At 58.7% G+C, this 21,539-nt stretch carries 20 protein-coding genes and 2 tRNA genes; 6 read left to right on the forward strand and 16 right to left on the reverse strand.

Features of this window, described 5'->3' with window-relative positions; genetic code table 11:
* Nucleotides 1–26: 26 nt before the first annotated feature.
* The 3 genes from ASO19_RS05605 (at nt 27) to ASO19_RS05615 (ending at nt 4,177) form a co-directional block, all read left to right on the forward strand.
* Nucleotides 27–887: an undecaprenyl-diphosphate phosphatase gene (locus ASO19_RS05605; RefSeq protein WP_043559970.1), complete on the forward strand. Its 861-nt coding sequence runs from the start codon at nt 27–29 to the stop codon at nt 885–887.
* A gap of 131 nt (nt 888–1,018) precedes the next feature.
* Nucleotides 1,019–2,521, forward strand: coding sequence for an APC family permease (locus tag ASO19_RS05610; RefSeq protein ID WP_086431440.1), 1,503 nt, complete (start codon nt 1,019–1,021; stop codon nt 2,519–2,521).
* A gap of 114 nt (nt 2,522–2,635) precedes the next feature.
* Nucleotides 2,636–4,177 carry an APC family permease gene (locus tag ASO19_RS05615; protein ID WP_081563209.1) on the forward strand — a complete coding sequence of 514 codons (1,542 nt, stop codon included), beginning with the start codon at nt 2,636–2,638 and terminating at the stop codon, nt 4,175–4,177.
* Nucleotides 4,178–4,235: 58 nt separating this feature from the next.
* Here the strand turns inward: ASO19_RS05615 and ASO19_RS05620 are convergent, their stop codons facing one another.
* Complete coding sequence (locus tag ASO19_RS05620; RefSeq protein ID WP_103765575.1) at nt 4,236–5,441, reverse strand: mechanosensitive ion channel family protein; 1,206 nt, start codon at nt 5,439–5,441, stop codon at nt 4,236–4,238.
* A 182-nt stretch (nt 5,442–5,623) separates the two neighbouring features.
* On the opposite strand from ASO19_RS05620, the gene ASO19_RS05625 reads away from it, so the two are divergent.
* Nucleotides 5,624–5,698: transfer RNA gene (locus ASO19_RS05625), tRNA-Met, on the forward strand.
* Nucleotides 5,699–5,875: 177 nt separating this feature from the next.
* Here ASO19_RS05625 and ASO19_RS05630 read toward each other — a convergent pair.
* Together ASO19_RS05630 and prmC are read right to left on the reverse strand one after the other, a co-directional pair.
* Entirely contained in the window at nt 5,876–6,334 is a 459-nt protein-coding gene (locus ASO19_RS05630; protein WP_043559964.1) for a DUF4167 domain-containing protein, read from the reverse strand.
* A gap of 200 nt (nt 6,335–6,534) precedes the next feature.
* A complete protein-coding gene (gene prmC / locus ASO19_RS05635) occupies nt 6,535–7,374 on the reverse strand; it encodes a peptide chain release factor N(5)-glutamine methyltransferase (RefSeq protein ID WP_052349186.1) in 840 nt (279 codons plus the stop codon).
* Nucleotides 7,375–7,424: 50 nt separating this feature from the next.
* Between prmC and ASO19_RS05640 the strand changes: the two genes are divergently transcribed.
* The gene (locus tag ASO19_RS05640; protein ID WP_081563212.1) at nt 7,425–7,913 is read left to right on the forward strand and encodes a hypothetical protein; all 489 of its coding nucleotides are present in this window, start codon (nt 7,425–7,427) and stop codon (nt 7,911–7,913) included.
* A gap of 21 nt (nt 7,914–7,934) precedes the next feature.
* On the opposite strand, the gene prfA is transcribed toward ASO19_RS05640, so the two are convergent.
* The 6 genes from prfA to ASO19_RS05670 form a co-directional block, all read right to left on the reverse strand.
* Nucleotides 7,935–9,008, reverse strand: a complete 1,074-nt coding sequence (gene prfA / locus ASO19_RS05645) for a peptide chain release factor 1 (protein WP_043559958.1) — start codon at nt 9,006–9,008, stop codon at nt 7,935–7,937.
* Nucleotides 9,005–10,255 carry a histidine--tRNA ligase gene (gene hisS, locus ASO19_RS05650; protein ID WP_043559956.1) on the reverse strand — a complete coding sequence of 417 codons (1,251 nt, stop codon included), beginning with the start codon at nt 10,253–10,255 and terminating at the stop codon, nt 9,005–9,007. Before hisS ends, prfA begins: the two co-directional genes overlap by 4 nt.
* Nucleotides 10,255–11,376 carry a flavodoxin-dependent (E)-4-hydroxy-3-methylbut-2-enyl-diphosphate synthase gene (gene ispG / locus ASO19_RS05655; protein WP_043559955.1) on the reverse strand — a complete coding sequence of 374 codons (1,122 nt, stop codon included), beginning with the start codon at nt 11,374–11,376 and terminating at the stop codon, nt 10,255–10,257. Before ispG ends, hisS begins: the two co-directional genes overlap by 1 nt.
* Nucleotides 11,377–11,448: 72 nt before the next feature.
* Entirely contained in the window at nt 11,449–12,621 is a 1,173-nt protein-coding gene (locus ASO19_RS05660) for a helix-turn-helix domain-containing protein (protein ID WP_043559953.1), read from the reverse strand.
* A gap of 72 nt (nt 12,622–12,693) precedes the next feature.
* A complete protein-coding gene (locus tag ASO19_RS05665) occupies nt 12,694–13,743 on the reverse strand; it encodes an NAD(P)H-dependent flavin oxidoreductase (RefSeq protein ID WP_043559951.1) in 1,050 nt (349 codons plus the stop codon).
* Nucleotides 13,740–15,023, reverse strand: coding sequence for an aspartate kinase (locus tag ASO19_RS05670; RefSeq protein ID WP_043559949.1), 1,284 nt, complete (start codon nt 15,021–15,023; stop codon nt 13,740–13,742). Before ASO19_RS05670 ends, ASO19_RS05665 begins: the two co-directional genes overlap by 4 nt.
* Nucleotides 15,024–15,150: 127 nt before the next feature.
* On the opposite strand from ASO19_RS05670, the gene ubiG reads away from it, so the two are divergent.
* A complete protein-coding gene (gene ubiG / locus ASO19_RS05675) occupies nt 15,151–15,915 on the forward strand; it encodes a bifunctional 2-polyprenyl-6-hydroxyphenol methylase/3-demethylubiquinol 3-O-methyltransferase UbiG (protein WP_043559948.1) in 765 nt (254 codons plus the stop codon).
* 63 nt (nt 15,916–15,978) lie between these two features.
* Here the strand turns inward: ubiG and ASO19_RS05680 are convergent, their stop codons facing one another.
* The 7 genes from ASO19_RS05680 to ASO19_RS05710 all read right to left on the reverse strand — a co-directional run bounded on the left by ASO19_RS05680 (nt 15,979) and on the right by ASO19_RS05710 (nt 21,511).
* Nucleotides 15,979–17,220: a lactonase family protein gene (locus tag ASO19_RS05680; protein ID WP_043559946.1), complete on the reverse strand. Its 1,242-nt coding sequence runs from the start codon at nt 17,218–17,220 to the stop codon at nt 15,979–15,981.
* 116 nt (nt 17,221–17,336) lie between these two features.
* Complete coding sequence (locus ASO19_RS05685) at nt 17,337–17,819, reverse strand: DUF2147 domain-containing protein (protein WP_166651602.1); 483 nt, start codon at nt 17,817–17,819, stop codon at nt 17,337–17,339.
* Nucleotides 17,797–18,057: a glutaredoxin 3 gene (gene grxC / locus ASO19_RS05690; protein WP_081563490.1), complete on the reverse strand. Its 261-nt coding sequence runs from the start codon at nt 18,055–18,057 to the stop codon at nt 17,797–17,799. The genes ASO19_RS05685 and grxC overlap by 23 nt, the downstream gene beginning before the upstream one ends.
* 32 nt (nt 18,058–18,089) lie before the next feature.
* Complete coding sequence (locus ASO19_RS05695) at nt 18,090–18,839, reverse strand: ComF family protein (RefSeq protein WP_086431446.1); 750 nt, start codon at nt 18,837–18,839, stop codon at nt 18,090–18,092.
* Between the two features lie 57 nt (nt 18,840–18,896).
* Nucleotides 18,897–20,306 carry a phosphoglucomutase/phosphomannomutase PgmG gene (gene pgmG, locus ASO19_RS05700; RefSeq protein ID WP_043559940.1) on the reverse strand — a complete coding sequence of 470 codons (1,410 nt, stop codon included), beginning with the start codon at nt 20,304–20,306 and terminating at the stop codon, nt 18,897–18,899.
* Between the two features lie 14 nt (nt 20,307–20,320).
* Nucleotides 20,321–21,190, reverse strand: a complete 870-nt coding sequence (galU, locus tag ASO19_RS05705) for a UTP--glucose-1-phosphate uridylyltransferase GalU (protein ID WP_081563219.1) — start codon at nt 21,188–21,190, stop codon at nt 20,321–20,323.
* Between the two features lie 235 nt (nt 21,191–21,425).
* Nucleotides 21,426–21,511 (reverse strand) — tRNA-Leu (locus ASO19_RS05710).
* Nucleotides 21,512–21,539 lie beyond the last annotated feature (28 nt).

The following is a 21,539-nucleotide window of genomic DNA, read 5'->3' on the forward strand; positions in this document are numbered from 1 at the left end:
CACCTCCAGACAGACCATGGTTCCGCATGACAGATCTCCAGGCCTTCATCCTCGCCATCATCCAGGGCATCACGGAACCCTTCCCTGTCAGCAGCCTTGGCCATGCCGTCCTTCTGCCCGGAATCCTTCACTGGTCGCTGGATGAACACAGCCCGACCTTCCTGCCCTTTCTGACCATGCTGCATGTCGGCACGCTGGTGGCTCTGGCGCATGTCTTCTGGGGGGACTGGCGGGCTATCCTGCTCGGCCTCTTCTCCCCCCGCAGGACAGCCAGAACCCGCAACAAGGCGATCCACCTGTGCAGCCTGCTTGTCGTGGCCACAATACCAGCCGTCATCATGGGCGGACTGTTTGAGCATCACCTGCGGCTCGTTTTTGCCAATCCGCTCATGGTGGCAGGATTCCTGACCCTCAACGGCCTGCTGCTCATCCTGACGGAGATCATGCGCCGCCGGGCCCTCCGGCATGAACAGGACAATGCCTACCAGACACAGGAACTCTCCTGGAAAGATGCCCTCATCATCGGCCTCTGGCAATGTCTAGCCCTGTTCCCCGGGCTATCACGCTCCGGTGCCACCATTAATGGTGGGCTGATGCGGGGACTGGACCATCTGACAGCGACACGCTTTTCCCTGCTCATGGCCCAGCCGATCATTCTGGCAGCCACGGCCAAAGAGGCCTGGCAGCTCCGCCATGTCCATCTCTCCAGCAGCATGATCACGCAGTCCCTCATTGGCGCTGTCGTGGCTGGCGTAACGGCCCTCATCTGCTCCCGGCTCCTGCTGCGCTTCTTCCATGATGACAACCGGCACACCCTGACAGGATTCGGCATTTACTGCATCCTTGCAGGCCTTGGCAGCGCCTGCCTTCTCCATTTTCACCCCTGAGCACAGAAAAACTCCGCAAGCATAATTTACAAAGGCTTTCCAAGGAGTCATGAATAAAAACATTCCGGTATCATACCGTTCCAGCCCCGTTATGCAGGAATCGTGACACTCATGCCCCAGCTGACCACGCCATGAACAAGGCGCGCCGCAAGACCCTCTCCCAGATACAGTCCGCTGGTGAACAGCATAACTTCAAGCGCAGCCTTGGCGCCACGCAGCTCCTGCTCATGGGCGTGGGGACCGCCATTGGAGCGGGCGTGTACGTCATCACGGGGACGGCGGCAGCAGAGTATGCCGGGCCTTCCGTCCTTCTCTCTTTCCTGATTGCCGCTGCGGCGTGCCTGTTCACGGCACTCTGTTATGGGGAGCTGGCCTCCACCTTCCCTGTCTCCGGGTCAGCCTATGCTTATGCCTATCTCTCCATGGGCGAGAAAATGGCATGGGTGACCGGCTGGCTGCTCATACTGGAATATGGCATTGCCGGTACCGCCGTGGCGGCCGGCTTTTCGGGCTACCTGACATCCCTGCTCAGTGGGTTCGGCATCCATCTTCCGGCTGTCATTTCCCAGACAACCTTTCAGTCCATCCCTCATTCAAGTACCGGCCTGCTGGCCTTTCATCCCAGCTTCAACCTGATCGGCCTGGTTGTCATGCTGTTCATCAGCCTGGTCCTGACCCGTGGGATTGAGGTCGCAGCACGGTTCAACACGGCCTTCGTCAGCATCAAGATCGGCGTGCTGGCACTGTTTGTCGGGGTGGGCCTGTTCTATCTCCATCCTGCCTACTGGCACCCATTCATCCCGCCTTCGGAAGGGAATTTCCATTTCGGCGTGGCTGGCATCTTCCGGGCTGCCTCGATCATCTTCTTTGCCTATGGTGGTTTCGAAACCGTCTCCACCGCAGCGGCAGAAGCCCGCAACCCCACCAGGGATGTGCCCATAGGCATCATCGGCAGTCTCATCATCTGTACGTTGGTTTATGTCACCGTGGCGGCCGTACTGCTGGGCATTGCGCCCTATCAGATGCTGGATGTGCCAGACCCTCTGGCCATCGCAACGGGCCTCATGAATCAGCCGTGGATGGCCTTTCTCATCAATGCAGGGGCCACGGTCGGGCTGTTCTCCGTTCTTATCGGTCTGCTTTATGCAATTTCCCGCATGGTCCACGCCATCAGCCATGACGGACTTCTACCGGGCATCTTCAGCGTCGTGCATCCACGCTTCAGGACACCATGGCTGGCCACGCTGCTGCTGGGCCTCATCCTGGGGCTGATGAGCGCCACCATGCCCATCGCACTGCTGGGGGATCTGCTCTGCATTGGCACCACACTGGCCTTCAGCATCGTCTGCTTCACTGTCATCTGGCAACGCAACAGGGCACCGGAGACACACCGGCCCTTCCAGGTGCCACTCGGAGGAATCCGCATCCGGGGGGTCTGGCTGGGCATCACGCCCATGCTGGGCATTTTCTTCTGCCTCTGCATGATTGTCCCCCTGGGGCTGAACATACTGCACGTCACCCTGCAGGGTAACATCATCCCGCTGGCCTTCTTCATCCTCTATACAGGGCTGGGTTTTGCGACCTATCTGTTCTATGGACGGCATAACTCGACCATGAAGCAGCCTCCATCCTGAAGGGCGCAGGCTGCTGCATGGTTTCCATTTCCGATTACGAGGCGAGGATGGCCGCAGGGGCAACCTGCCCATCCATCAAGTCCGCTGTCTATTTCTGGATGATCCACCCTCTTTATGCGTAAACGTTCCTCCTCCTCCGCCAGGCGTCGTGATCCACGGCGCAAGACCATGAGCCAGATCACGGCAGAAAATGATTCCGTCACGCTCAAAAGAAGTCTGACAGCCACGCAGCTTCTGCTCATGGGGGTCGGAACGACCGTTGGGGCGGGCGTCTATGTCATGACGGGTACGGCGGCGGCTGAATATGCCGGACCTGCCGTGCTGCTCTCCTTCCTTGTAGCGGCGGCAGCCTGTCTCTTCACGGCTTTCTGTTATGGGGAGCTCTCTTCCACCTTCCCGGTATCCGGCTCCTCCTACTCCTATGCCTACATCTCCATGGGAGAACGGGCAGCATGGAATGTCAGCTGGCTGATGCTGCTTGAATACGGCATATCCTGCACCGCTGTAGCGGCTGGTCTTTCGGGCTACATGAACTCCCTGCTGGGCATTTTCAACATCCATCTGCCAGTCTGGCTGACACAGACAAGCCTTCAGCCGGTGCCCGGCTCCGAAGGAACAGCGCTGACAGCCGGATTCCGGCTGGACCTGATCGGCTTCATCTCCGTGTTGCTGGTAACCGCCCTGCTGGCACGTGGTGTTGAAGAATCCGCCCGCTTCAACTCTCTCGTTGTCGCCCTGAAAATTGGTGTCCTGTTCCTCTTCCTCATCATCGGTGTCAGTTACATCACCCCGGCCAACTGGTTCCCCTTCATTCCACCGGCCCAGGCCCATTTCCACTTTGGTGTGGCTGGCATCTTCCGGGCAGCCTCCATCATATTCTTTGCCTATGGAGGGTTCGAAGCCGTTTCCACTGCTTCATCAGAGGCCCGCAATCCAACACGTGACATTCCCATCGGCATCATTGGCAGCCTGCTGATCTGCACGCTGATCTATGTTGCCGTAGCAGCCGTACTGCTGGGAATCGTGCCCTACAGCAAGCTGAATGTGGCTGACCCCCTGGCCGTTGCCACACAGGCCATGGGCAAACCGTGGCTGGCCCTGCTGGTGAATGGCGGCGCCACCATCGGCCTTTCCTCCGTCCTGCTGGGCCTGATGTATGGTCAGTCCCGCATCCTGCTGACCACCGGGCGGGACGGGCTCATCCCGTCCGTCTTTAGCAGGATCCACAAGCGCTACCGCACACCAGCCCGTGGGACATTCATCATGGGGACCATCATTGCCCTGATGACAGCCACCCTGCCCATCGACATCATCAGCGATCTCGTTTCCCTCGGGACAGCACTGGCCTTCGCCATGGTCTGCTTTACGGTCATCTGGCAGCGCAATTATGCTGCCGATACCCGGCGCCCCTTCAGCGTGCCACTGGGAGGAATCCGTATCCGGGGATTCTGGATTGGCCTTACGCCTGTTCTGGGGATCATTTTCTGCCTGATCATGATCCTGCCACTGATCTTCAACATGATCCACGCCCTGCTGGGCGGCAATCCTGTTCCCGTCATTCTGCTGGTCACCTACTTCCTGATCGGTGCGCTGACCTATCGCTTCTACGGGTATCACAACTCCCGCATGGCCAATCCGTCAGCCTCAGCAGAATAATACCGCCCCCATCAGTCCTGACTTGCCCGAGACTGATGGGGGACCCTCCTTCGCCACACTATCTGCGCCCATCGGCCCTGCTACCGGGCCCCATGTAACTGCCCGGTGGCGGGCGATGTACTGGAGGAGACAAAAGGGTATCCGGGTCTGTCACATCCAGTTTTGCCCCTGTTTCCGGCGAAACGAACGCAACACGCCGCCGTGGCAACGCCTGCGGGAACTCCGCCCGGATGCGGGCAATGGCTTTTTCCCGAATGTCACAACGCAGATCCCAGCTCTGCATGGCATTGCGGGCACTGGCAATGATACGGACCGACATGGCCTGATCTGTGCAGTCCGACACTTGGGCATCGAACACCTTGCCATCCCAGAGCGGGCAGCTTCGCACGATCTCCCTCAGCATATCCCGGATTTCATCCATTGGGGCATCATAATCAAGCCAGAGAAACACGACGCCGGTTATGGCGGCCGAGTTGTGCGTCCAATTTTCAAAGCGATTTTCAAGAAAATAGGAAATGGGCACGATATGGCGTCGCCAGTCCCAGACACGCAGCACGACATACGTTGCCGTGATTTCCTCCACCCAACACCAGTCACCATTGATGACGACCAGATCCTCCATCCGGATGGGCTGGGTGATGGCGATCTGCACCCCCGCTATCAGGTTCGTCAGAAGTCCCCGCGCCGAGAGACCGACAATCAGCGAGGCCGCTCCGGCAGAAGCAAAAAGGGACACACCATACTGTTTGACAGACGGAAAAAGCATCAGGGCCGAAGCAACCGTCACAAGGCCAATGAGAATCTCTCCAAGCCGCCGCAGCACCTTGATCTGTGTCTGATGAGCACGGGCCATGATGTCATCCGCATAATCCAACCGTGCCAGACGATTCAGATATGCCTCTGACATCAGGCGGAACATGCTGATGAGAGAAAAGCCGAAAACCAGAATCAGCAGAAAGAAAAAGAACAGCCTGAGATTCTGCTCCTCCTCATATGAAAAGCCCGTGGCCGCTGGCAGCGCTGCCAGAAGGACCAGCAATGTAACCATGACCTGCATGGGCCGACGCAACACGCTGACGGTGTTGCGGATCATCGCCCCGCTGCGTGTACCAGGAATACGCAGGATCAGCGCACTCGCCCCATGTCCGGCATAAAACGCTGTCAGACCAACGATCACGAGCATCAGGATCGATACGATCGCAGGTGGCAACCAGGAAAGCGCATTGCTGAACGCAAAGAGGATGTTTGTGAAATGCTGGGACAAAAGGAAAAGCCCTCTGACTGAAGGTGTAACAGGCTGTCAGCGAAAAATGACAGCCTCGCCTCAGGAAGTGAATAGAAAAGAACAAAAAAACATGATGATAGCCCACCTCCCTGTTGACTTCCTCATCTGCCTGCCATAAAAGCACCTTCATCGGAAGGCAGATGCCTCCTGAAGGACATGATGGCGGCGTAGCTCAGCGGTAGAGCAGGGGAATCATAATCCCTTGGTCGGCGGTTCAAATCCGTCCGCCGCTACCATCTTCCCTTCTCCCATCCCCTGAAAATTTGTTGAATGAGCCGTTGCGGATGCCGTGCATCTGGTGCTGGCAGGTATCTTCCCCATAATTTCAGAACACTGACAGCCTCATAAAAAGAAAGCAGGTTGACCTGAGCCAACCCGCCCTCTCTTGGTGCCGTACGGTCGGGAAAGTGGCCTCAGTCCTCGCTGTCCTGCTCGGCCTCTTCATCACGCTTTTCAGCACGACGACGACGCTCGGACGGACGACGCTCACTCGCCGGGGCCGGAGCTGCCGCCTCGTCCTCATGCTCCTGACGTTCCCGGCGCTCCTGACGTGTCTGCTCATAATTGCGCTGCCGTTCGGCACGCTCCTGCTGGGCCGCCTGAGCTGCCTGATTCATGGCATTGAGCATACGGAAATAATGCTCGGCATGCTGGAAATAGGCTTCCGCCTGCACCCGGTCCCCGGTACCGGTGGCATCACGACCCAGCTGAAGATATTTTTCGAACAGCTGCTGGGCAGTGCCACGAATGCGCAGATCAGGCCCGTTGCTCTCAAAAACATGGTTCCGGTTCAGAGGAATCTGACCATTATTGCCACGGGATGCTCCTCCACCGCCGCCTGAACGATGATGACGGTTCCTCATTCGCTTCATATTTTCAAACCTGCAATCTTGTCACAATGGCGCCTTCAGCAGCCAATCTGCCGTTTCTTCCCATATTGTCCGAAGAAACATCACTCCCAGAGGAAACGACACTTTACCGCCTGACCGACAGCCATCACCGTAACGCTGTCCATCCCCTGTATCTTCCTGCGGCAATCTATCAGGCATCAGCCCATAAGCCAACTGCTTTCCTAAGAAAAGGCAAGCACCAGGGCACGCTCCACACCTCCCAGGTCCTTCCGGCACTCCAGCACCGCAAGTCCTTCCGCCTCGGCCAGTTCTGTGACAGCATCTGCCTGTCCCATCCCCAGCTCCAGCACGGCACACCCGTTCGGCATAAGCAGATGTGGCAGGCTCCGGCACAGGATGCGATAGGCCACCAAGCCATCATCTCCCCCATCCAGAGCCCGATGCGGTTCATATGCCGCAACATCAGGCATCAGATGGGCCATGTCCGCATGTTCAATATAGGGAGGATTGGACAACACGACATCAAAACGCCCTCCCACCGCAGCAGCCCAGTCTCCCGCCATAAAAGCCACCCGGTCCGACAGGCCATTGCGGCCTGCATTCCGTCGGGCAAGGGCGGCGGCGGCGGGAGCAATATCCACACCCAACCCCCAGGCTCGTGGATATTCACTCAGAGCAGACAGAAGCAGGCAGCCTGTGCCCGTTCCAAGGTCCAGAATGGATCTGACAGACTGACGATCCGGCTTATGGTCCAGCAGCGCTTCCAGCAGGGTCTCACTATCGCCCCGGGGGATCAATGTCTCCGGTGAGACGTGAAAATCCAGTGTCCAGAAGCCCTGCTCCCCGGTAATGAAGGCAACCGGCTCCCGCTGGCTGCGGCGCTGAATGGCACGCTGGAAGCGGTCCACACCCTCGGCCGGAATCCCGTCATGCTGCATCAGCTCCATCCGGGTCCACCCGCAGGCCCAGCAGAGCAGCAAGCGAGCCTCGAATGCTGCCTCTTCAATCCCGGCCTGAAAAAGCCTCTCCCCGGCCTGCTGCAAAAGGTCTATTTTACGCATGAATTTCATTCCCTGACCTGTTGCCTCCCATCATCCAGGAAAACCAGACGATGACCATAGCCCGTTTCCTGCGCTCCCTGCCTGTTTCACTCTGCCTCGGCATCCTGATGCTGCCAGCCGCAAAGGGTGAAACTGTCGGGCCCATGCCGGATGGACCAACGGGGGGCAGTTTCACCGTTCATGACGGACGTGCGCCCGATGAGGTGTCAGAGTCGACACGCCTCTATCTCAATGGTCATCTGGCAGCGATATTCCACCTTGACCTCGCCCATGCTGATGATAGTGCCGTGATCCCTCTGCCTCTGGGCCGTGTTGATATTCCCTATACTCTTTGCGGCACCGTTACCGTCATGCATGATGGCAAGGCCGAAACACGGGACGTGAGCGGAGATGGTGTCCTCCATAATCCGGACGGCCATTATTTCGAAGCCGTGGGTAGCGAAAATTTCCGAGATTTCTTCCTGATGGATGAAAACGATCCGGCTGCTACCGATCACCACAACGGCAACTCCTCCCGCTGCCTCTCCTCCAACAGCTGATCACCCTGCCCAGGGGACTTGTCAGGAACTGCCGATTTCCGCCGCCAGCAGGGCCATCTGCTCATGGTGGGTCAGGGCGCTGACAATCTCGTCAAACTCGCCACCCATGACCTGATCAATCTTGTACAGAGTAAGATTGATGCGGTGATCTGTCACCCGCCCCTGGGGGAAGTTGTAGGTTCTTATCCGTTCAGACCGGTCTCCTGTACCAACCTGGGATCTACGGTCGGCTGCCCTGCTGTCATGCGCCTTCTGCCGTTCCGCCTCATACAGGCGGGCCCGCAGAATCTGCATGGCCTTGGCCTTGTTGCGGTGCTGACTTTTTTCTTCCTGCATGGCCACGACAACACCTGTCGGCAGATGCGTGATACGGACAGCACTCTCCGTCTTGTTCACATGCTGTCCCCCTGCACCGGAGGCCCGGAACACATCAATCCGCAGGTCTTCTTCATTTACCTGCACATCAACCTCTTCCGCTTCCGGCAGCACAGCAACGGTAACGGTAGATGTATGGATGCGTCCCTGGCTTTCTGTCGCCGGGACACGCTGGACACGATGCACGCCGGACTCATATTTGAAACGGGCAAACACGCCTCGCCCTGTAATGGTGGCCATGCCTTCCCGGATGCCAGAAAGCTCACTTTCCGTCAGGGACATGACCTCGAAACGCCAGCCATTGCTCTCGGCAAACCGACGATAGGCCTCGAAGAGTTCTGCCGCAAACAGCGCTGCTTCATCCCCACCGGCAGCGGGGCGGACCTCCAGAATGGCGCTCCGTTCATCAGCATCATCCCGAGGCAGAAGCGCCAGCTGCATGGCCTGCTCCAGAGCGGGCATCACGGCCTCGACCTCTTCCAGCTCAAGCTGGGCAAGCTCCTTCATCTCCGGGTCCTGCACCAGAGCCTGCGCCTCTTTCTGACGCTTCTGAGCAGCCTGCCACGCCCGGATGGCTGCCACAGGTTTTTCCATGGCAGCATAGTCCCGGGAAAGACGGGCAAACTCGTCTCCACTGGCCTCACCGGAGGCCATCATTGCCTGCATTTCCTCAAAGCGGGCAATGATCTGCTCCAGCTTATGCTCCATAGCCGCACTCATGAGGCTCGGGCACGCTCCAGGATAACAAGGATGTCCGTCACGGGCACTTCTTCCTGTTCCCGTGATGCCAGATGACGCAGCTGCACGACATCCCGTGCCAGATCATCATCCCCCAGGAAGAGCGCATGTGTCGCCCCGGACTGCACAACACGGTCCATGCGTTTCTTCATGTTGCCCCGTGTCTCGATCGAGACAGCCAGACCACCATCCCGCAACGCCCGGGAAATGGAAGCGGCCTTGAGCAGGGCAGCTTCCCCCATCGGCAGGATGGCCACATCACTGACCTCCTCAGCCGGAGCATCAATCAGAGCGGCGAGACGTTCAACACCAGCGGCCCAGCCGATGCAGGGCACGGCAGGGCCGCCCATTTCTTCAACCAGCCCCTCATACCGGCCACCGGCCAGAACGGTCCCCTGCGCACCAAGCTTGTCCGTAACAAACTCGAATACGGTATGGCTGTAGTAATCCAGCCCACGAACAATTCGGGGATTCTCCACGAAAGAGACGCCGAAAGCCTCCAGACCAGCCTTCAGCTCCTCCCAGAATGTACGGGATTCCTCATTGAGATAGTCATCAAAAGCTGGTGCATCGGCCAGAAGGGCCCTGTCCTGCTCTGCCTTGCTGTCCAGAATCCGCAGCGGGTTGATTTCAAGCCGTGACCGGCTGTCCTCGGAAAGGCGATCCTCATGCTGGCGGAAATAGGCCACCAGAGCCTCCCGCCATGCCATGCGGCTGGCCTTGTCACCCAGCGTGTTCAGCTCCAGACGCAGATCATCCGCCAGACCAAGCGAGACCAGAAAGTCCCGGGCCATGGCGATGATCTCGGCATCACGGAAGGCACTTTCCGCACCGATCAGCTCCGCACCGATCTGATGGAACTGACGGAAGCGCCCTTTCTGCGGCCGTTCATAGCGGAACATTGGGCCCGTATAGAAAATCTTCTGTGGCAGGGCCTGTGTCAGCGCATTGGAAACCAGCGCACGAGCCACACCCGCCGTTCCCTCCGGACGCAGGGTCAGACTCTCCCCTCCCCGATCCTCGAACGTATACATTTCCTTGGAAACAACATCCGAGCTTTCCCCCAGAGAGCGGGCAAAAACATGGGTGTCCTCAAAAATGGGGGTGGCCCACTGGCTGAAACCATAACGGCGGAAGACCGTCCTGCCCGTACCAACAACATGCTGGTGGCGACGCATCTCCTCGCCCAGCAGATCCCTCGTCCCCCGTGGCGGCTGAAACCGTGCCATCAGTGCGCTGCCTTCTCGGCCGTTCCGGCCTCAATGGCAGCCACACGGGCTTCCACCAGCTCCACGATATGGTCGATCATGTTCTCAGCCGGCATGGTATGGTCCTGCTTGCCCGCTGCATAGACCATGTGCCGACCAGACCCGCCACCTGTCACACCGATGTCCGTCATCAGCGCCTCACCAGGCCCGTTAACCACACAACCGATGATGGAAAGTGTCAGCGGTGTCTTGATGTGCTGAAGACGGTCCTCCAGCGTCTGGACCGTATCCACCACATTGAAACCCTGACGGGCACAGGACGGACAGGAAATGATCTTCACACCACGGTGACGCAGGCCGAGCGATTTGAGAATGTCCCAGCCCACCAGCACCTCTTCTTCTGGAGGAGCAGAGAGGGAAACGCGCATCGTGTCACCTACACCAGCCCAGAGCAGATTGCCCAGCCCGAGGGCAGACTTCACCGTCCCCGCCCGCTTGGAGCCAGCCTCCGTAATGCCGATATGCAGCGGATGGTCACAGCATTCTGCCAGCTGCTTGTAGGCCGCCACGGCCATGAAAACGTCAGAAGCCTTCACGCTTATCTTGAATTCATGGAAGTCATGATCTTCCAGAATCTTCGCATGTTCCAGCGCACTTTCCACCAGTGCTTCCGGCTTCGGCTCGCCATATTTCTCCAGCAGATGCCGCTCCAGAGACCCAGCATTGACGCCAATACGGATGGAGCAGCCATGATCACGCGCTGCCTTGACGACCTCACGCACACGATCGGCACTGCCAATGTTACCCGGATTGATGCGCAGGCAGGCCGCACCGGCCGCCGCTGCCTCGATAGCCCGTTTGTAATGGAAGTGAATGTCCGCCACGATCGGCGCATTGACTTCTTCCACAATGGTTTTCAGGGCCTTCGTGCTGGCCTCATCGGGACAGGATACACGGACGATATCCACACCGGCCATTTCGGCCTTGCGGATCTGAGCAATCGTTCCTTCGATATCCGTTGTCAGCGTGTTGGTCATGGTCTGCACCGAAACAGGTGCATCGCCACCAACGGCAACATTACCAACATAGATCTTCCGTGATTTACGGCGTTCAATATGCTGATAGGGACGTAAACTGCTCATCAATAACCTCTCCGGGTCCTGACTGGACTGACCCATGATAAACGTGACCGCCTCATGGACGGTCACAGAATTTTATTGGCTGCGCTTGTCCGCCGGTCCCGGCACCTCACCGGCCCCGGTGGCCAGGGAACCGTAACCATAATGGCCCTGCTCCACAGATGCTGCATCGACCGTCACGTTACGGACAACCCTGCCACGCAGCCCTAGGGGAGCGCTTACAACATTCCCCGCCTGAAAAACAACACCCCCGGCATTGCCGCTCGTCACACGATAGGTTTCACCAGCAGTCCCCTGCCAGCTCTCTCCCTTCTTCAGCACACGAACCAGCAGAACCTTGCCAGAGGCATCCGTAACCTGCACCCAGCTGTCTTCCCGGGCCAGTATTGCAACTCTGTCAGCTGCTTCCTGACTCGGAGCAGGAGCCTGCTGCGCTGGCGTCGGCTGCGGGGACTGGGCCTTCGATGTCTCCATGGCAGACGGGGCATTCCCCGTCACACTGTCACCAGAAGACGAACCGGCCTGGTGATCACCCTCATTGCGGGGCACCTCATTACCCGCTGCATCAACAGTAGAAGGCATGGCCGTAGCAGCAGGAGAAACAGCCTCCGGCGCTGGCGGCAGATCAGGCGTATCTTTCGGAGTATCCCCTGCCCCCGTGGCCGCCCCTTGGGCACCAGAAGACAGAACCGGTGCTGTGGGCTGCGCCGTGGCAGACTGCCCGGCTGCTGGAGACGGAACAGTCGGCTGTGTGGCAACAGGCGGTACCGCAGCCGCTGGCGTTTCACCAGTCTCTGCCAGATGGGACGGCAGAACGGACGAAGCCAGCTGCCCATGGGAAGAGAAGTGATACCACCCGGCATATCCCCCGGCGATCACCACCAGACCAACAGCCAACAACACCCAGAGACCGGCTGAACGTCCTTCCTGGGGGCCGGGAAGAACCAGATGGACGCTCTGACGTGGCGGCGCAAGAGACGACAGCTCCTGCCTGGCCTGCTGCATGAACTCCTCGCTCTCCATCCCCAGGAGACGGGCATAGCTCTTGATGAAACCAAGGGCATAGACCTTGTCTGGCAGCTCGGCATAACGCCCGCCTTCAATGGCCTGAAGTGTTGCGAGCCTTACCTTCAGGTAAGCCTCGACATCCTCAAGCCTCCAGCCCAACTCCTTGCGTCGGGCCATCAGGCGAGCTCCCAGAGTGGCCGATGACTGACCGGCCATATTCTGCCCTGCTTTATCGTCCATCACGTCACCCCTCTTCCTCATCTGACCAGAGCTCCAGTCCGAACACAGCGCTGTCTGTCCAGTATCCTGCCGTTACCGTGCAACCGCCGCATGGAGGCGCTTCTCACGCTTCTGGAGGGCTTCTACAGCCTGATCCACCAGCGTGGTGATGATATCCGCTACCGGGCGGATCTCCTTGACCATGCCGACAGACTGCCCGGCCATCATGGATCCGTTTTCCACGTCACCTTCAATGACGGCCCGGCGCAGAGCCCCAGCCCAGAAATGTTCGATTTCCAGCTGGGCAGCTTCCCGCTCGATCTCTCCTTTGCGGAAACGCTCGATCACATCCGCCTGATGGGTCATGAAATGGCGCGTAGCTGCATTGGCCAAGCCACGCACGGGAATGACAGGAAAGCGCTCATCCAGCTGCACGGACATCACGGCATCACGGGCATTACCCCGACGGAAGGCCTCCTTGAAACGCTCATGGGCGATGCTTTCCCGGGAGGCTGCAAACACTGTCCCGAACTGGCCACCGGCTGCCCCCTGCTCCAGATAGGACAGGACGGCATCACCACGGCCAAGGCCACCCGCAACGAAAACGGGCACTTCCGTGATGTTGGGCAGGATTTCCTGCGCCAGAACATTCAGGGAAACCGGGCCGACATGACCGCCCGCCTCGGATCCCTCAATGACCAGAGCCTCAATCCCCAGCTTCACGAGCCGCTTGCCCAGAGCCAGCGCCGGAGCAAACCCCATGACCCTGGCGCCGCCATCCCGCACCCGGCGGATGGTCGCACCGGTCGGAACACCACCAGCCAGCACGACGTGGGTCACCTTGTGGGCCAGACAGACATCCACCAGCGCATCCAGCTTCGGATGCATGGTGATGAGATTGACGCCAAAAGGCTTGTCTGTCAGCGCCTGCGTGGCAACGATCTCTTCCTCAAGCCGCTCTGGCTCCATCGCACCGCAGGCAATCACACCAAAGCCGCCTGCGTTGGAAATGGCCGATACCAGATTCCGTTCACTGACCCAGGACATGGCCCCGCCCAGAATGGCATACCGACTGCCCAGGAAATCACATCCCGGTTTCCAGAGCTGGTCCAGCGTCTCGCGTGCGTTTGCTTCCCCGCTCATGCCTGTGCTCCCTCGGAGGCATCAAGCCCATAGGCGGTGTGCAGCGCCCGCATGGCCAGCTCCATATATTCTGCATCGATCAGAACGGAAATCTTGATCTCGCTGGTGGAAATGACCTGAATGTTGATCCCTTTCTCAGCGAGTGTCCGGAACATGGTGGTGGCCACGCCCGTATTGGACCGCATCCCCACGCCGACCACGCTGATCTTCACGACATTCTGGGATGTGCTCAACCCGCCAAAACCGATCTCGGCACGCATTGCCTCCAAAATCTGGCAGGCCCGGCTCTCATCCCCCTTGCTGACCGTGAAAGTCATGTTCGTGCTGCGATCCGCACCGATGCTCTGGACGATCATGTCCACATTCAGCCCTGCAGCGGAAAGAGGTTCGAAGATTCTTGCCGCAATGCCCGGCTCGTCAGGTACCTGTCGGATGGTGATCTTCGCATCATCCATGGAATACGCAATACCGGTCACCAGCTTCTTTTCCACGCTTTCGTCCTCATCCACTACAATGGTTCCGCTGCTGTCATCCGTCTCCACAAAAGAGGACAGGACACGCACATGCACCTTTTCCCGCATGGCCAGCCCCACGCTGCGGGTCTGGAGAACCTTGGCACCTACGGATGCCAGCTCCAGCATTTCCTCATAAGTGATCCGCTCGAGACGGCGGGCCTGCTTAACAATCCTTGGGTCGGTCGTGTAAATGCCATCCACATCCGTATAGATGTCACACTGGTCCGCCCTGATGGCAGCCGCCAGCGCAACGGCGGACGTATCGGAGCCACCACGGCCCAGTGTTGCAATACGGCCTCTGGCATCCACCCCCTGGAACCCGGCGATCACGGGCACGATACCTTCATCCATGCATTCCCGCAGGGCACGCCCATCTACATCCTCGATGGCGGCGCAGCCATGGGCTTCATCCGTCAGCAAGGGAATCTGCCACCCCTGGAAAGAACGGGCCGGCACACCCAGCGCCCCCAAAGCAATGGCAAGCAGACCGCTCGTCACCTGCTCGCCAGACGCCACAACAGCGTCATATTCCGCCGGATCAGCCTGTGCATCCAGCGAGCGGCAATAATCCACCATCTGGTTGGTCACGCCCGACATGGCAGAGACGACAACCGCAATGCGCTGTCCTCTGGCTCTCTCCTTCCGGACCTTCTCAGCCACGATGCGGATGCGCTCCAGATCCTTGACGGACGTCCCGCCAAATTTCATCACGACCGTGCGGGGCGCAGACCGTGTTACATCATCCGAACAGTCGTGTATGGACATCGGGGAGAAAGCTCCAACAATAAGGCTAGCATCACATAAATATCCGTTCCACATAGCTCTCCTGCCCTTTCGCGTCTAGCCACAACATGGCAGAAAAGCACCATGAAAGCCGGGAGGACCGCCAAGAATGTCTGTTTCATCACCATCATCATCCAACGGAGCAGGTAACGGAACATCATCTGTTATCAATGATGAAATAATTCAGTTCAGTGCACTGGCCAAAGACTGGTGGAACCCGAAAGGACCCATGGCCCCGCTCCATGCCATGAACCCTCTGCGCACCTCCTGGATTGTCCGGCATCTGCCTGCCTCGCTTTTCCATCTCCCCGAACTGCCAACCCTGCTGGATATTGGCTGCGGTGCCGGACTGGCGAGTGAGCGCTTCGCCACGCTTGGTTTTGATACTCTGGGCGTTGATGCCAGCGAAGACGGCATACAGGCCGCCCGGGCACACGTCGCCCTTCACCCCCTGCCGCCGCAGGCCGCCCCCCTGCACTACCTATGCAGCAGTGCCGAAACCCTTCTTGAGGAAGGTCGGCAATTTGACGTGATCTCTGCCCTGGAGATCATTGAACATGTACGGGACCCGCAAGTCTTTCTCTCCCTGCTATCAGGCCTGGCAAAGCCGGGCGGGTATGTCGCCATTTCCACCATGGACCGCAGTCTGCGCTCATTCCTCATGGCCAAGCTGGGGGCGGAATATGTGCTGCGCCTTCTCCCTGTCGGTACCCATGACTGGAAAAAATTCATCCGTCCGACAGAACTGGACAGCATGGCCCGGCAGGTCGGGCTACGCCTGCTGGACCTCAAGGGGCTGTCCTTCCGGCCGCCACACTGGCAGGAGAGCCACGATACCAGCATCAATTACATCGCCCTCTTCCAGAAAGACTGACACTACCAAAAGAAAAGGCGCCACAAACAGGCGCCTTTTCTACTCCACGAGGGAAGAGACCTCTCAGGAATCCGCCACCATGAAGGCAAACGTCGTCGGGCTGCCGACGGCGGTAAAGTGGTTCATGAAGACAGGCTTGCCGGTCTCACGATCCACACGGAAAGCCGTGACGGAGTCAGAGCGCTGGTTGGCACAGAACAGGAATGAGCCGCTCGGGTCGAACATCATGGCACGGCCATAGTCGGCATGCATCCAGACCTCATCCTCCAGCGTCAGCGTGCCATCCATGCCAACGGAGAAGACCGCCAGGGAGTCACCCAGACGGTTGGAAACATAGACAAACCGCCCGCTCTCAGCGATCAGGATTTCCGCAGCCAGCGTGGACCCGCGGAAGTGGGAGGTCACGGTGCTGACGGACTGAATCTGCGTGATGGCGCCTGTCTGCGGATCAAACTTGGACACCACGACCTTGGAGTTCTGCTCACAGAGGTTGTACAGCACACGGCCCGAATGATCGAACACGAAGTGACGGGGGGCAGAACCCGGTTCCATGTCGTAGAACGGCTTCTGTGCCGGGATGAGCTTGCCTGTGGCCAGGTCCAGCTTCCAGACATAGACACGGTCCAGCCCGGCATCATCCACCAGAACGAACGCACCGCTCGGATCGGTCGCAATCATGTGCGGATGGGCACTGGAATGATCGGAAATGGCAAAATTGCCTTCCGGATTGTCTGCCGCCCGTTCCGGCTGCTTCGGCCCGCTGTTGTGGACCACATCCGTAGCCTTGCCCAGTGACCCATCAGCATGGATGGGCAGGACAGCCACACTGCCACCCATGTAATTGGCAACGAGCAGATACTTCCCGGATGGATGGACACTCAGATGGGCCGGGACAGCACCACCGGAGCTGACAGTGTTGATCTTGGCCAGTGTCCCATTGCGGGTATCCACGGAGAATGCCGTCACAGAGCCACTGCCAGCCTTGTCGTAATCATTGATCTCGCTGAGAGCGTACAGGAACTTCCGGTTGCGGCTCAACGTAATGAAGGATGGGCTGGGAATGTCCATGAACGTGGCAACCGGTGTCAGAAACCCGGTATCACGGTCCATCTCGAAGACAGAGATTCCCTTGCCGTTACCAGCTCCCCCCGGAGGACCATGCTCCGTATAACCACCAACAAAGCACAGGATACGGGGCAACGGCCCCTTCTGGGCCTGGGCTGCCCGCAGAGGCGACAGGGCCGTGGCGGCCCCTAATCCAGCAAGCGCCAGAGTAAACCGGCGCCGGGAAAGACTCTGTGACATAACGTATTACTCTCCTTCAACTTTGCCCCTACGGGAAGAACGGGCCAACGCTACCAAAAAAGGCCTCTCTCCATAAGAGCCATTCATCATAGGAAGAAAAATGACTGGAAAATCAATCAGTTTATCTTCATGCGGCACTGCCTGCCGATCACCGGGGCCGCAATGCGGCTCCATGTCTGCGTTTCACCAAACAGACTCAGCCCTACATAGCCACGCAGCTTGAGAGTATCTCCCTTCCCCTGCCACATGATCGCCTGGTAGGTCCGCCCGCTCCTCGGGTCCAGAATCGTCCCATGCCACTGTCCATTCTTGCGGCGCTTCATGTTGCTGATGATCTCGAGCCCACATTCCGAACGTCCCCAGACATCCTTTTCCGGCTCGGCCTCCGTATAATCCATGCCCACCAGCCAGCCGCAGAGACGGCTGGCATCCGACGGACAGGGCGCAATACTGAAAATGCCGTCTTTTTCCTCTACCAGCCATGTCCCGACCAGACTGGATGCCGCCTGAGCCTGCGCACGGGATACCGTGACCATCACACCCCCAGCAAGAACAAGAACAGCGGCGAACAACGCCCTAGCCGCGGCCCAGCAAGGCATCAAGCTGTCCATCCTGCTCCAGCTGCATGAGCTCACTGCACCCTCCTACCGCTTTGCCGCCAATGAAAATCTGCGGCACTGTCGTCCCTCCTCCTGAACGTTCCCGGGCTGTTTCCCGCTCCGCAGAACCACGAGGGGCATGGATTTCCTCAAAGGGAACATCCTTGGACTGAAGCAGGCTGATGGCCCGGACACAGTAAGGGCACCCTGGCTGCGTGTAGATTTCAACTTTTGGCATGTAACAATCCTTTCTGGTCTCAAAGCCGGATGTCATGCCAGTGTCACCCGGGCTGCCACAAGAATATCCACGGAAAGGCAGCCATGCTCAAGCAATGCTTTTACACAGACCTCTGCCGTAGCCCCTGTTGTCAGGATATCATCAACCAGCACGACCCGGCGCCCACGCAACAAACTCCAGTAACGGGGCCGCAGCGTGACAGCTCCCGCCATCTGCCTCCGCCTCCCCTGCCGGGAGAGCCCTGCGAGAGATGCAGTCCTGAACCGCCGTTGCAGCGCATCTGGATAGCAGGCAAGCCCTTCCCGTCGGGCAAGGGCCATGGCCATCAGGGCCGCCTGATTATATCCACGCTGCCACAAACGCCCACGATGCACAGGAACAGGCACAAGCACCACATCCGGTCCTATCAGGTCCCCCCCTGCCCGAGCCATGAAATGGGCCAGAGCTGCAGCATGTTCTGTCCGGCTTCCATATTTCAGTCCCATGACAAGGCTGCGGGCCTGTCCTTCATACAGAAAAGCCGCCCGTGCCCTGTGCCATGGCGGTGGAGACCTTTCACAGTCTGCACAAAGCATCCCACGCTCGGCCATCTCCTCCTGCGTGATGGGCAGGGCACAGGCATCACAGAAGGGAGAATGGACAAACCGGAGCCCAGCAAAACAGCGCCCACACAGAAAGCCACCACCCGACGCCACTTCCTCCCCGCATGAAACGCAATTGGGCGGAATGAGCCAGTCCAGCACATTCCGCCCAAGCCATTTACTTCTGCAAAGCCAGTCCACCTTTTCTCAGAGCACCGCCATCCTCAGAAACGAGATGGCGGTGCTTCCCCCGAGGTCTCAGTGTCCGGCAGCGGCAGCGTCAAAATCCGGCGCCTGAAGCCCAGAGGCCTCCAGCTGACTGACAAACGCCTTCTTCAGGCGAGCCAGCCCCTCATGAGACTGCGCCTCAATACGCCCGACAAGAACCGCCTGCGTATTGGAAGCACGAAGCAGCCACCAGCCATCAGGCGTATTCACACGCACGCCATCCACGGAAGACACATCCGCCCCTTCCTTCTTCAGGCGCTCGGCCACTTCCTTGATGACATCAAACTTGCGGGTGTCATCACAAGGGAAGCGCAGCTCCGGCGTGTTGACCATCTGTGGCAGGGCCTCCCGCATGTCTGCCAGAGTGCCGGGCAGACGGGCGACGATCCCAAGAACACGGATCGCCCCATAGAGGGCATCATCGAATCCATACCACTTATCGGCAAAAAAGATATGCCCGGACATCTCACCCGCCAGAGGGGACGACGTCTCGGCCATCTTGCTCTTGATGAGGGAGTGCCCGGTCCGCCACATCAGAGGCTCACCACCAGCCTTGCCAACTTCATCAAACAGCACCTGACTGGCCTTGACGTCTGCAATGATGGTCGCTCCCGGGTGTTTCTTCAGCACGTCACGGGCCAGCAGAACGAGAATCTGATCCCCCCAGAGAATCTCTCCCTTGCCATCCACGACGCCAACCCGGTCGGCATCGCCATCAAAGGCCACGCCAATATCCGCTTTTTTCTCACGGACGGTCCTGATCAGATCCTGCAGGTTCCCCTCGACGGTCGGGTCTGGATGATGATTTGGAAAGGTCCCATCAATTTCAGGGTACAGGACCGTATGCTCACCAGGCAGCTTCTTCACCAGGCGGGTCAGCACCTCACCAGCAGCGGAGTTGCCATTGTCCCACACGACCTTCAGCGGCCGCTCCCCGTCATAATCCTTGAGAAGACGCTCAATATAGGCTTCAGAAGGATCAATCGTCTCGACCTTCCCTTCTGCCTTGGGCACGACGTCACCCGCTGCGGCCAGACGGCCAACCTCACGGATTTGCTCGCCAAAAAACGGCTTGCCCTTCAACATCATCTTGAAGCCATTATGATCCGGTGGATTGTGGCTGCCCGTCACCATGATGGCACCGTCAGACTCCCCCGTGACAGCCGCATAATACAGCATCGGGGTCGGCCCACGCCCGACACGGCGCACCGTCACACCGGAATCCACGGCACCACGGACCAGTGCCTCCTCCAGTTCCGGCGATGACAGGCGGCCATCATAGCCCACCGTCACCACGCTCCCACCGTCCCGGCGGATCATGCTCGCAAAAACACGGCCCAGCGCATAGGCATCCTCGGCATGAAGGGTTTTCCCCACAATGCCGCGAATATCGTATTCCCGCAGGCTGGTCGGCTCAAAATGATGCTTGAATCCCGTCATGAGCTCACATCCTCTCAGGCATATTTCTTCAGGAAGGCACGCACGTCATCTTCCAGATCTTCACGCTGGAGCGCCAGAGCAACCTGCGCCTCGAGGAAGCCCAGCTTGCTGCCACAGTCAAACCGCGTGCCTTCATAACGCAGACCATGGAACGGCACCTTGCCGATCATCTCGGCCATGGCATCCGTCAGCTGCACTTCACCACCCACGCCGGTTTTCAGAGCGGACAGTGGCTTGAGCACGTCAGCTGTCAGGACATACCGGCCAATGATGGCAAGATTGGAAGGAGCATCTGCCGGAGCGGGCTTTTCAACCAGTCCCTTGACCTCCACCTTGCGCCCATCATCCTCGCCAATTTTCAGAATACCGTAGCGGTCCGTCCACTCCCGGGGGACCTCATCCACAGCAACCACATTTCCCCCTGTCTGATGGTAGACATCAGCCAGCTGGGCCACACAGCTGCGCCCACCCTGGACGATGTCATCCGGCAGAAGAATGGCGAATGGGTCATTCCCGATGAAGTTGCGGGCGCACCAGATGGCATGACCAAGCCCCAGAGGATTCTGCTGGCGCACAGCCACCAGTGAACCAGCCTCCACACTGCTGCTTTCCAGAGCCTTGATGGCAGATATCTTCTTCCGCTCCCTCAGAGTGCTCTCAAGTTCGTAGGCAATATCAAAATAATCAATCAGATTGTCCTTGCCACGGGCCGTAACCAGACAGAACTCCTCAATGCCGGCAGCACGGGCCTCATCGATGGCATACTGGATAAGCGGCTTGTCCACGACGGGCAGCATCTCTTTCGGCATGGCCTTCGTCGCCGGCAGGAAGCGTGTTCCCAGACCTGCGACAGGCAGAACGGCTTTTTTCAATGGCTTGATCATCTCGGCTCTCTCTCGGTCTGTCTGCCCTGCCTTCCATAATCCGACAGAGCACTCATCCATCAATCTCGGCACAAGGCAGCTGCTCACAGGTAAACAGGCCGCCACGCAAGATGTAACCTAAAGTACATCTTCGATACAGGGGCCATCCCGATGCCAACAATCAGTTTTTCATGAAAAAGACGTAACACGGTGGAACCCATGTTACGGACCATATCCTCAAATTGCAGAAGAAATATGGTGCGGCCGAGAAGACTCGAACTTCCACGGGGTTTCCCCCACAAGCACCTCAAGCTTGCGCGTCTACCATTCCGCCACGGCCGCTCCGTGATCAGCAGTCCCGTTTTCCCTC

The organism is Parasaccharibacter apium (assembly GCF_002917995.1).
Taxonomy (GTDB): domain Bacteria; phylum Pseudomonadota; class Alphaproteobacteria; order Acetobacterales; family Acetobacteraceae; genus Bombella; species Bombella apis.

Coding starts and splice junctions, on each gene's coding strand:
- prfA (WP_043559958.1), bottom strand. CDS start 9,008: ATGAGTGCGGCTATGGAGCATAAGCTGGAGCAGATCATTGCCCGCTTT.
- hisS (WP_043559956.1), bottom strand. CDS start 10,255: ATGGCACGGTTTCAGCCGCCACGGGGGACGAGGGATCTGCTGGGCGAG.
- ASO19_RS05685 (WP_166651602.1), bottom strand. CDS start 17,819: ATGCCTTGCTGGGCCGCGGCTAGGGCGTTGTTCGCCGCTGTTCTTGTT.
- ASO19_RS05605 (WP_043559970.1), top strand. CDS start 27: ATGACAGATCTCCAGGCCTTCATCCTCGCCATCATCCAGGGCATCACG.
- ASO19_RS05665 (WP_043559951.1), bottom strand. CDS start 13,743: ATGAGCGGGGAAGCAAACGCACGCGAGACGCTGGACCAGCTCTGGAAA.
- ASO19_RS05640 (WP_081563212.1), top strand. CDS start 7,425: ATGACCATAGCCCGTTTCCTGCGCTCCCTGCCTGTTTCACTCTGCCTC.
- ASO19_RS05680 (WP_043559946.1), bottom strand. CDS start 17,220: ATGTCACAGAGTCTTTCCCGGCGCCGGTTTACTCTGGCGCTTGCTGGA.
- ASO19_RS05615 (WP_081563209.1), top strand. CDS start 2,636: ATGCGTAAACGTTCCTCCTCCTCCGCCAGGCGTCGTGATCCACGGCGC.
- ASO19_RS05670 (WP_043559949.1), bottom strand. CDS start 15,023: ATGTCCATACACGACTGTTCGGATGATGTAACACGGTCTGCGCCCCGC.
- ispG (WP_043559955.1), bottom strand. CDS start 11,376: ATGAGCAGTTTACGTCCCTATCAGCATATTGAACGCCGTAAATCACGG.
- grxC (WP_081563490.1), bottom strand. CDS start 18,057: ATGCCAAAAGTTGAAATCTACACGCAGCCAGGGTGCCCTTACTGTGTC.
- ASO19_RS05630 (WP_043559964.1), bottom strand. CDS start 6,334: ATGAAGCGAATGAGGAACCGTCATCATCGTTCAGGCGGCGGTGGAGGA.
- ASO19_RS05660 (WP_043559953.1), bottom strand. CDS start 12,621: ATGGACGATAAAGCAGGGCAGAATATGGCCGGTCAGTCATCGGCCACT.
- galU (WP_081563219.1), bottom strand. CDS start 21,190: ATGATCAAGCCATTGAAAAAAGCCGTTCTGCCTGTCGCAGGTCTGGGA.
- prmC (WP_052349186.1), bottom strand. CDS start 7,374: ATGCGTAAAATAGACCTTTTGCAGCAGGCCGGGGAGAGGCTTTTTCAG.
- pgmG (WP_043559940.1), bottom strand. CDS start 20,306: ATGACGGGATTCAAGCATCATTTTGAGCCGACCAGCCTGCGGGAATAC.
- ubiG (WP_043559948.1), top strand. CDS start 15,151: ATGTCTGTTTCATCACCATCATCATCCAACGGAGCAGGTAACGGAACA.
- ASO19_RS05610 (WP_086431440.1), top strand. CDS start 1,019: ATGAACAAGGCGCGCCGCAAGACCCTCTCCCAGATACAGTCCGCTGGT.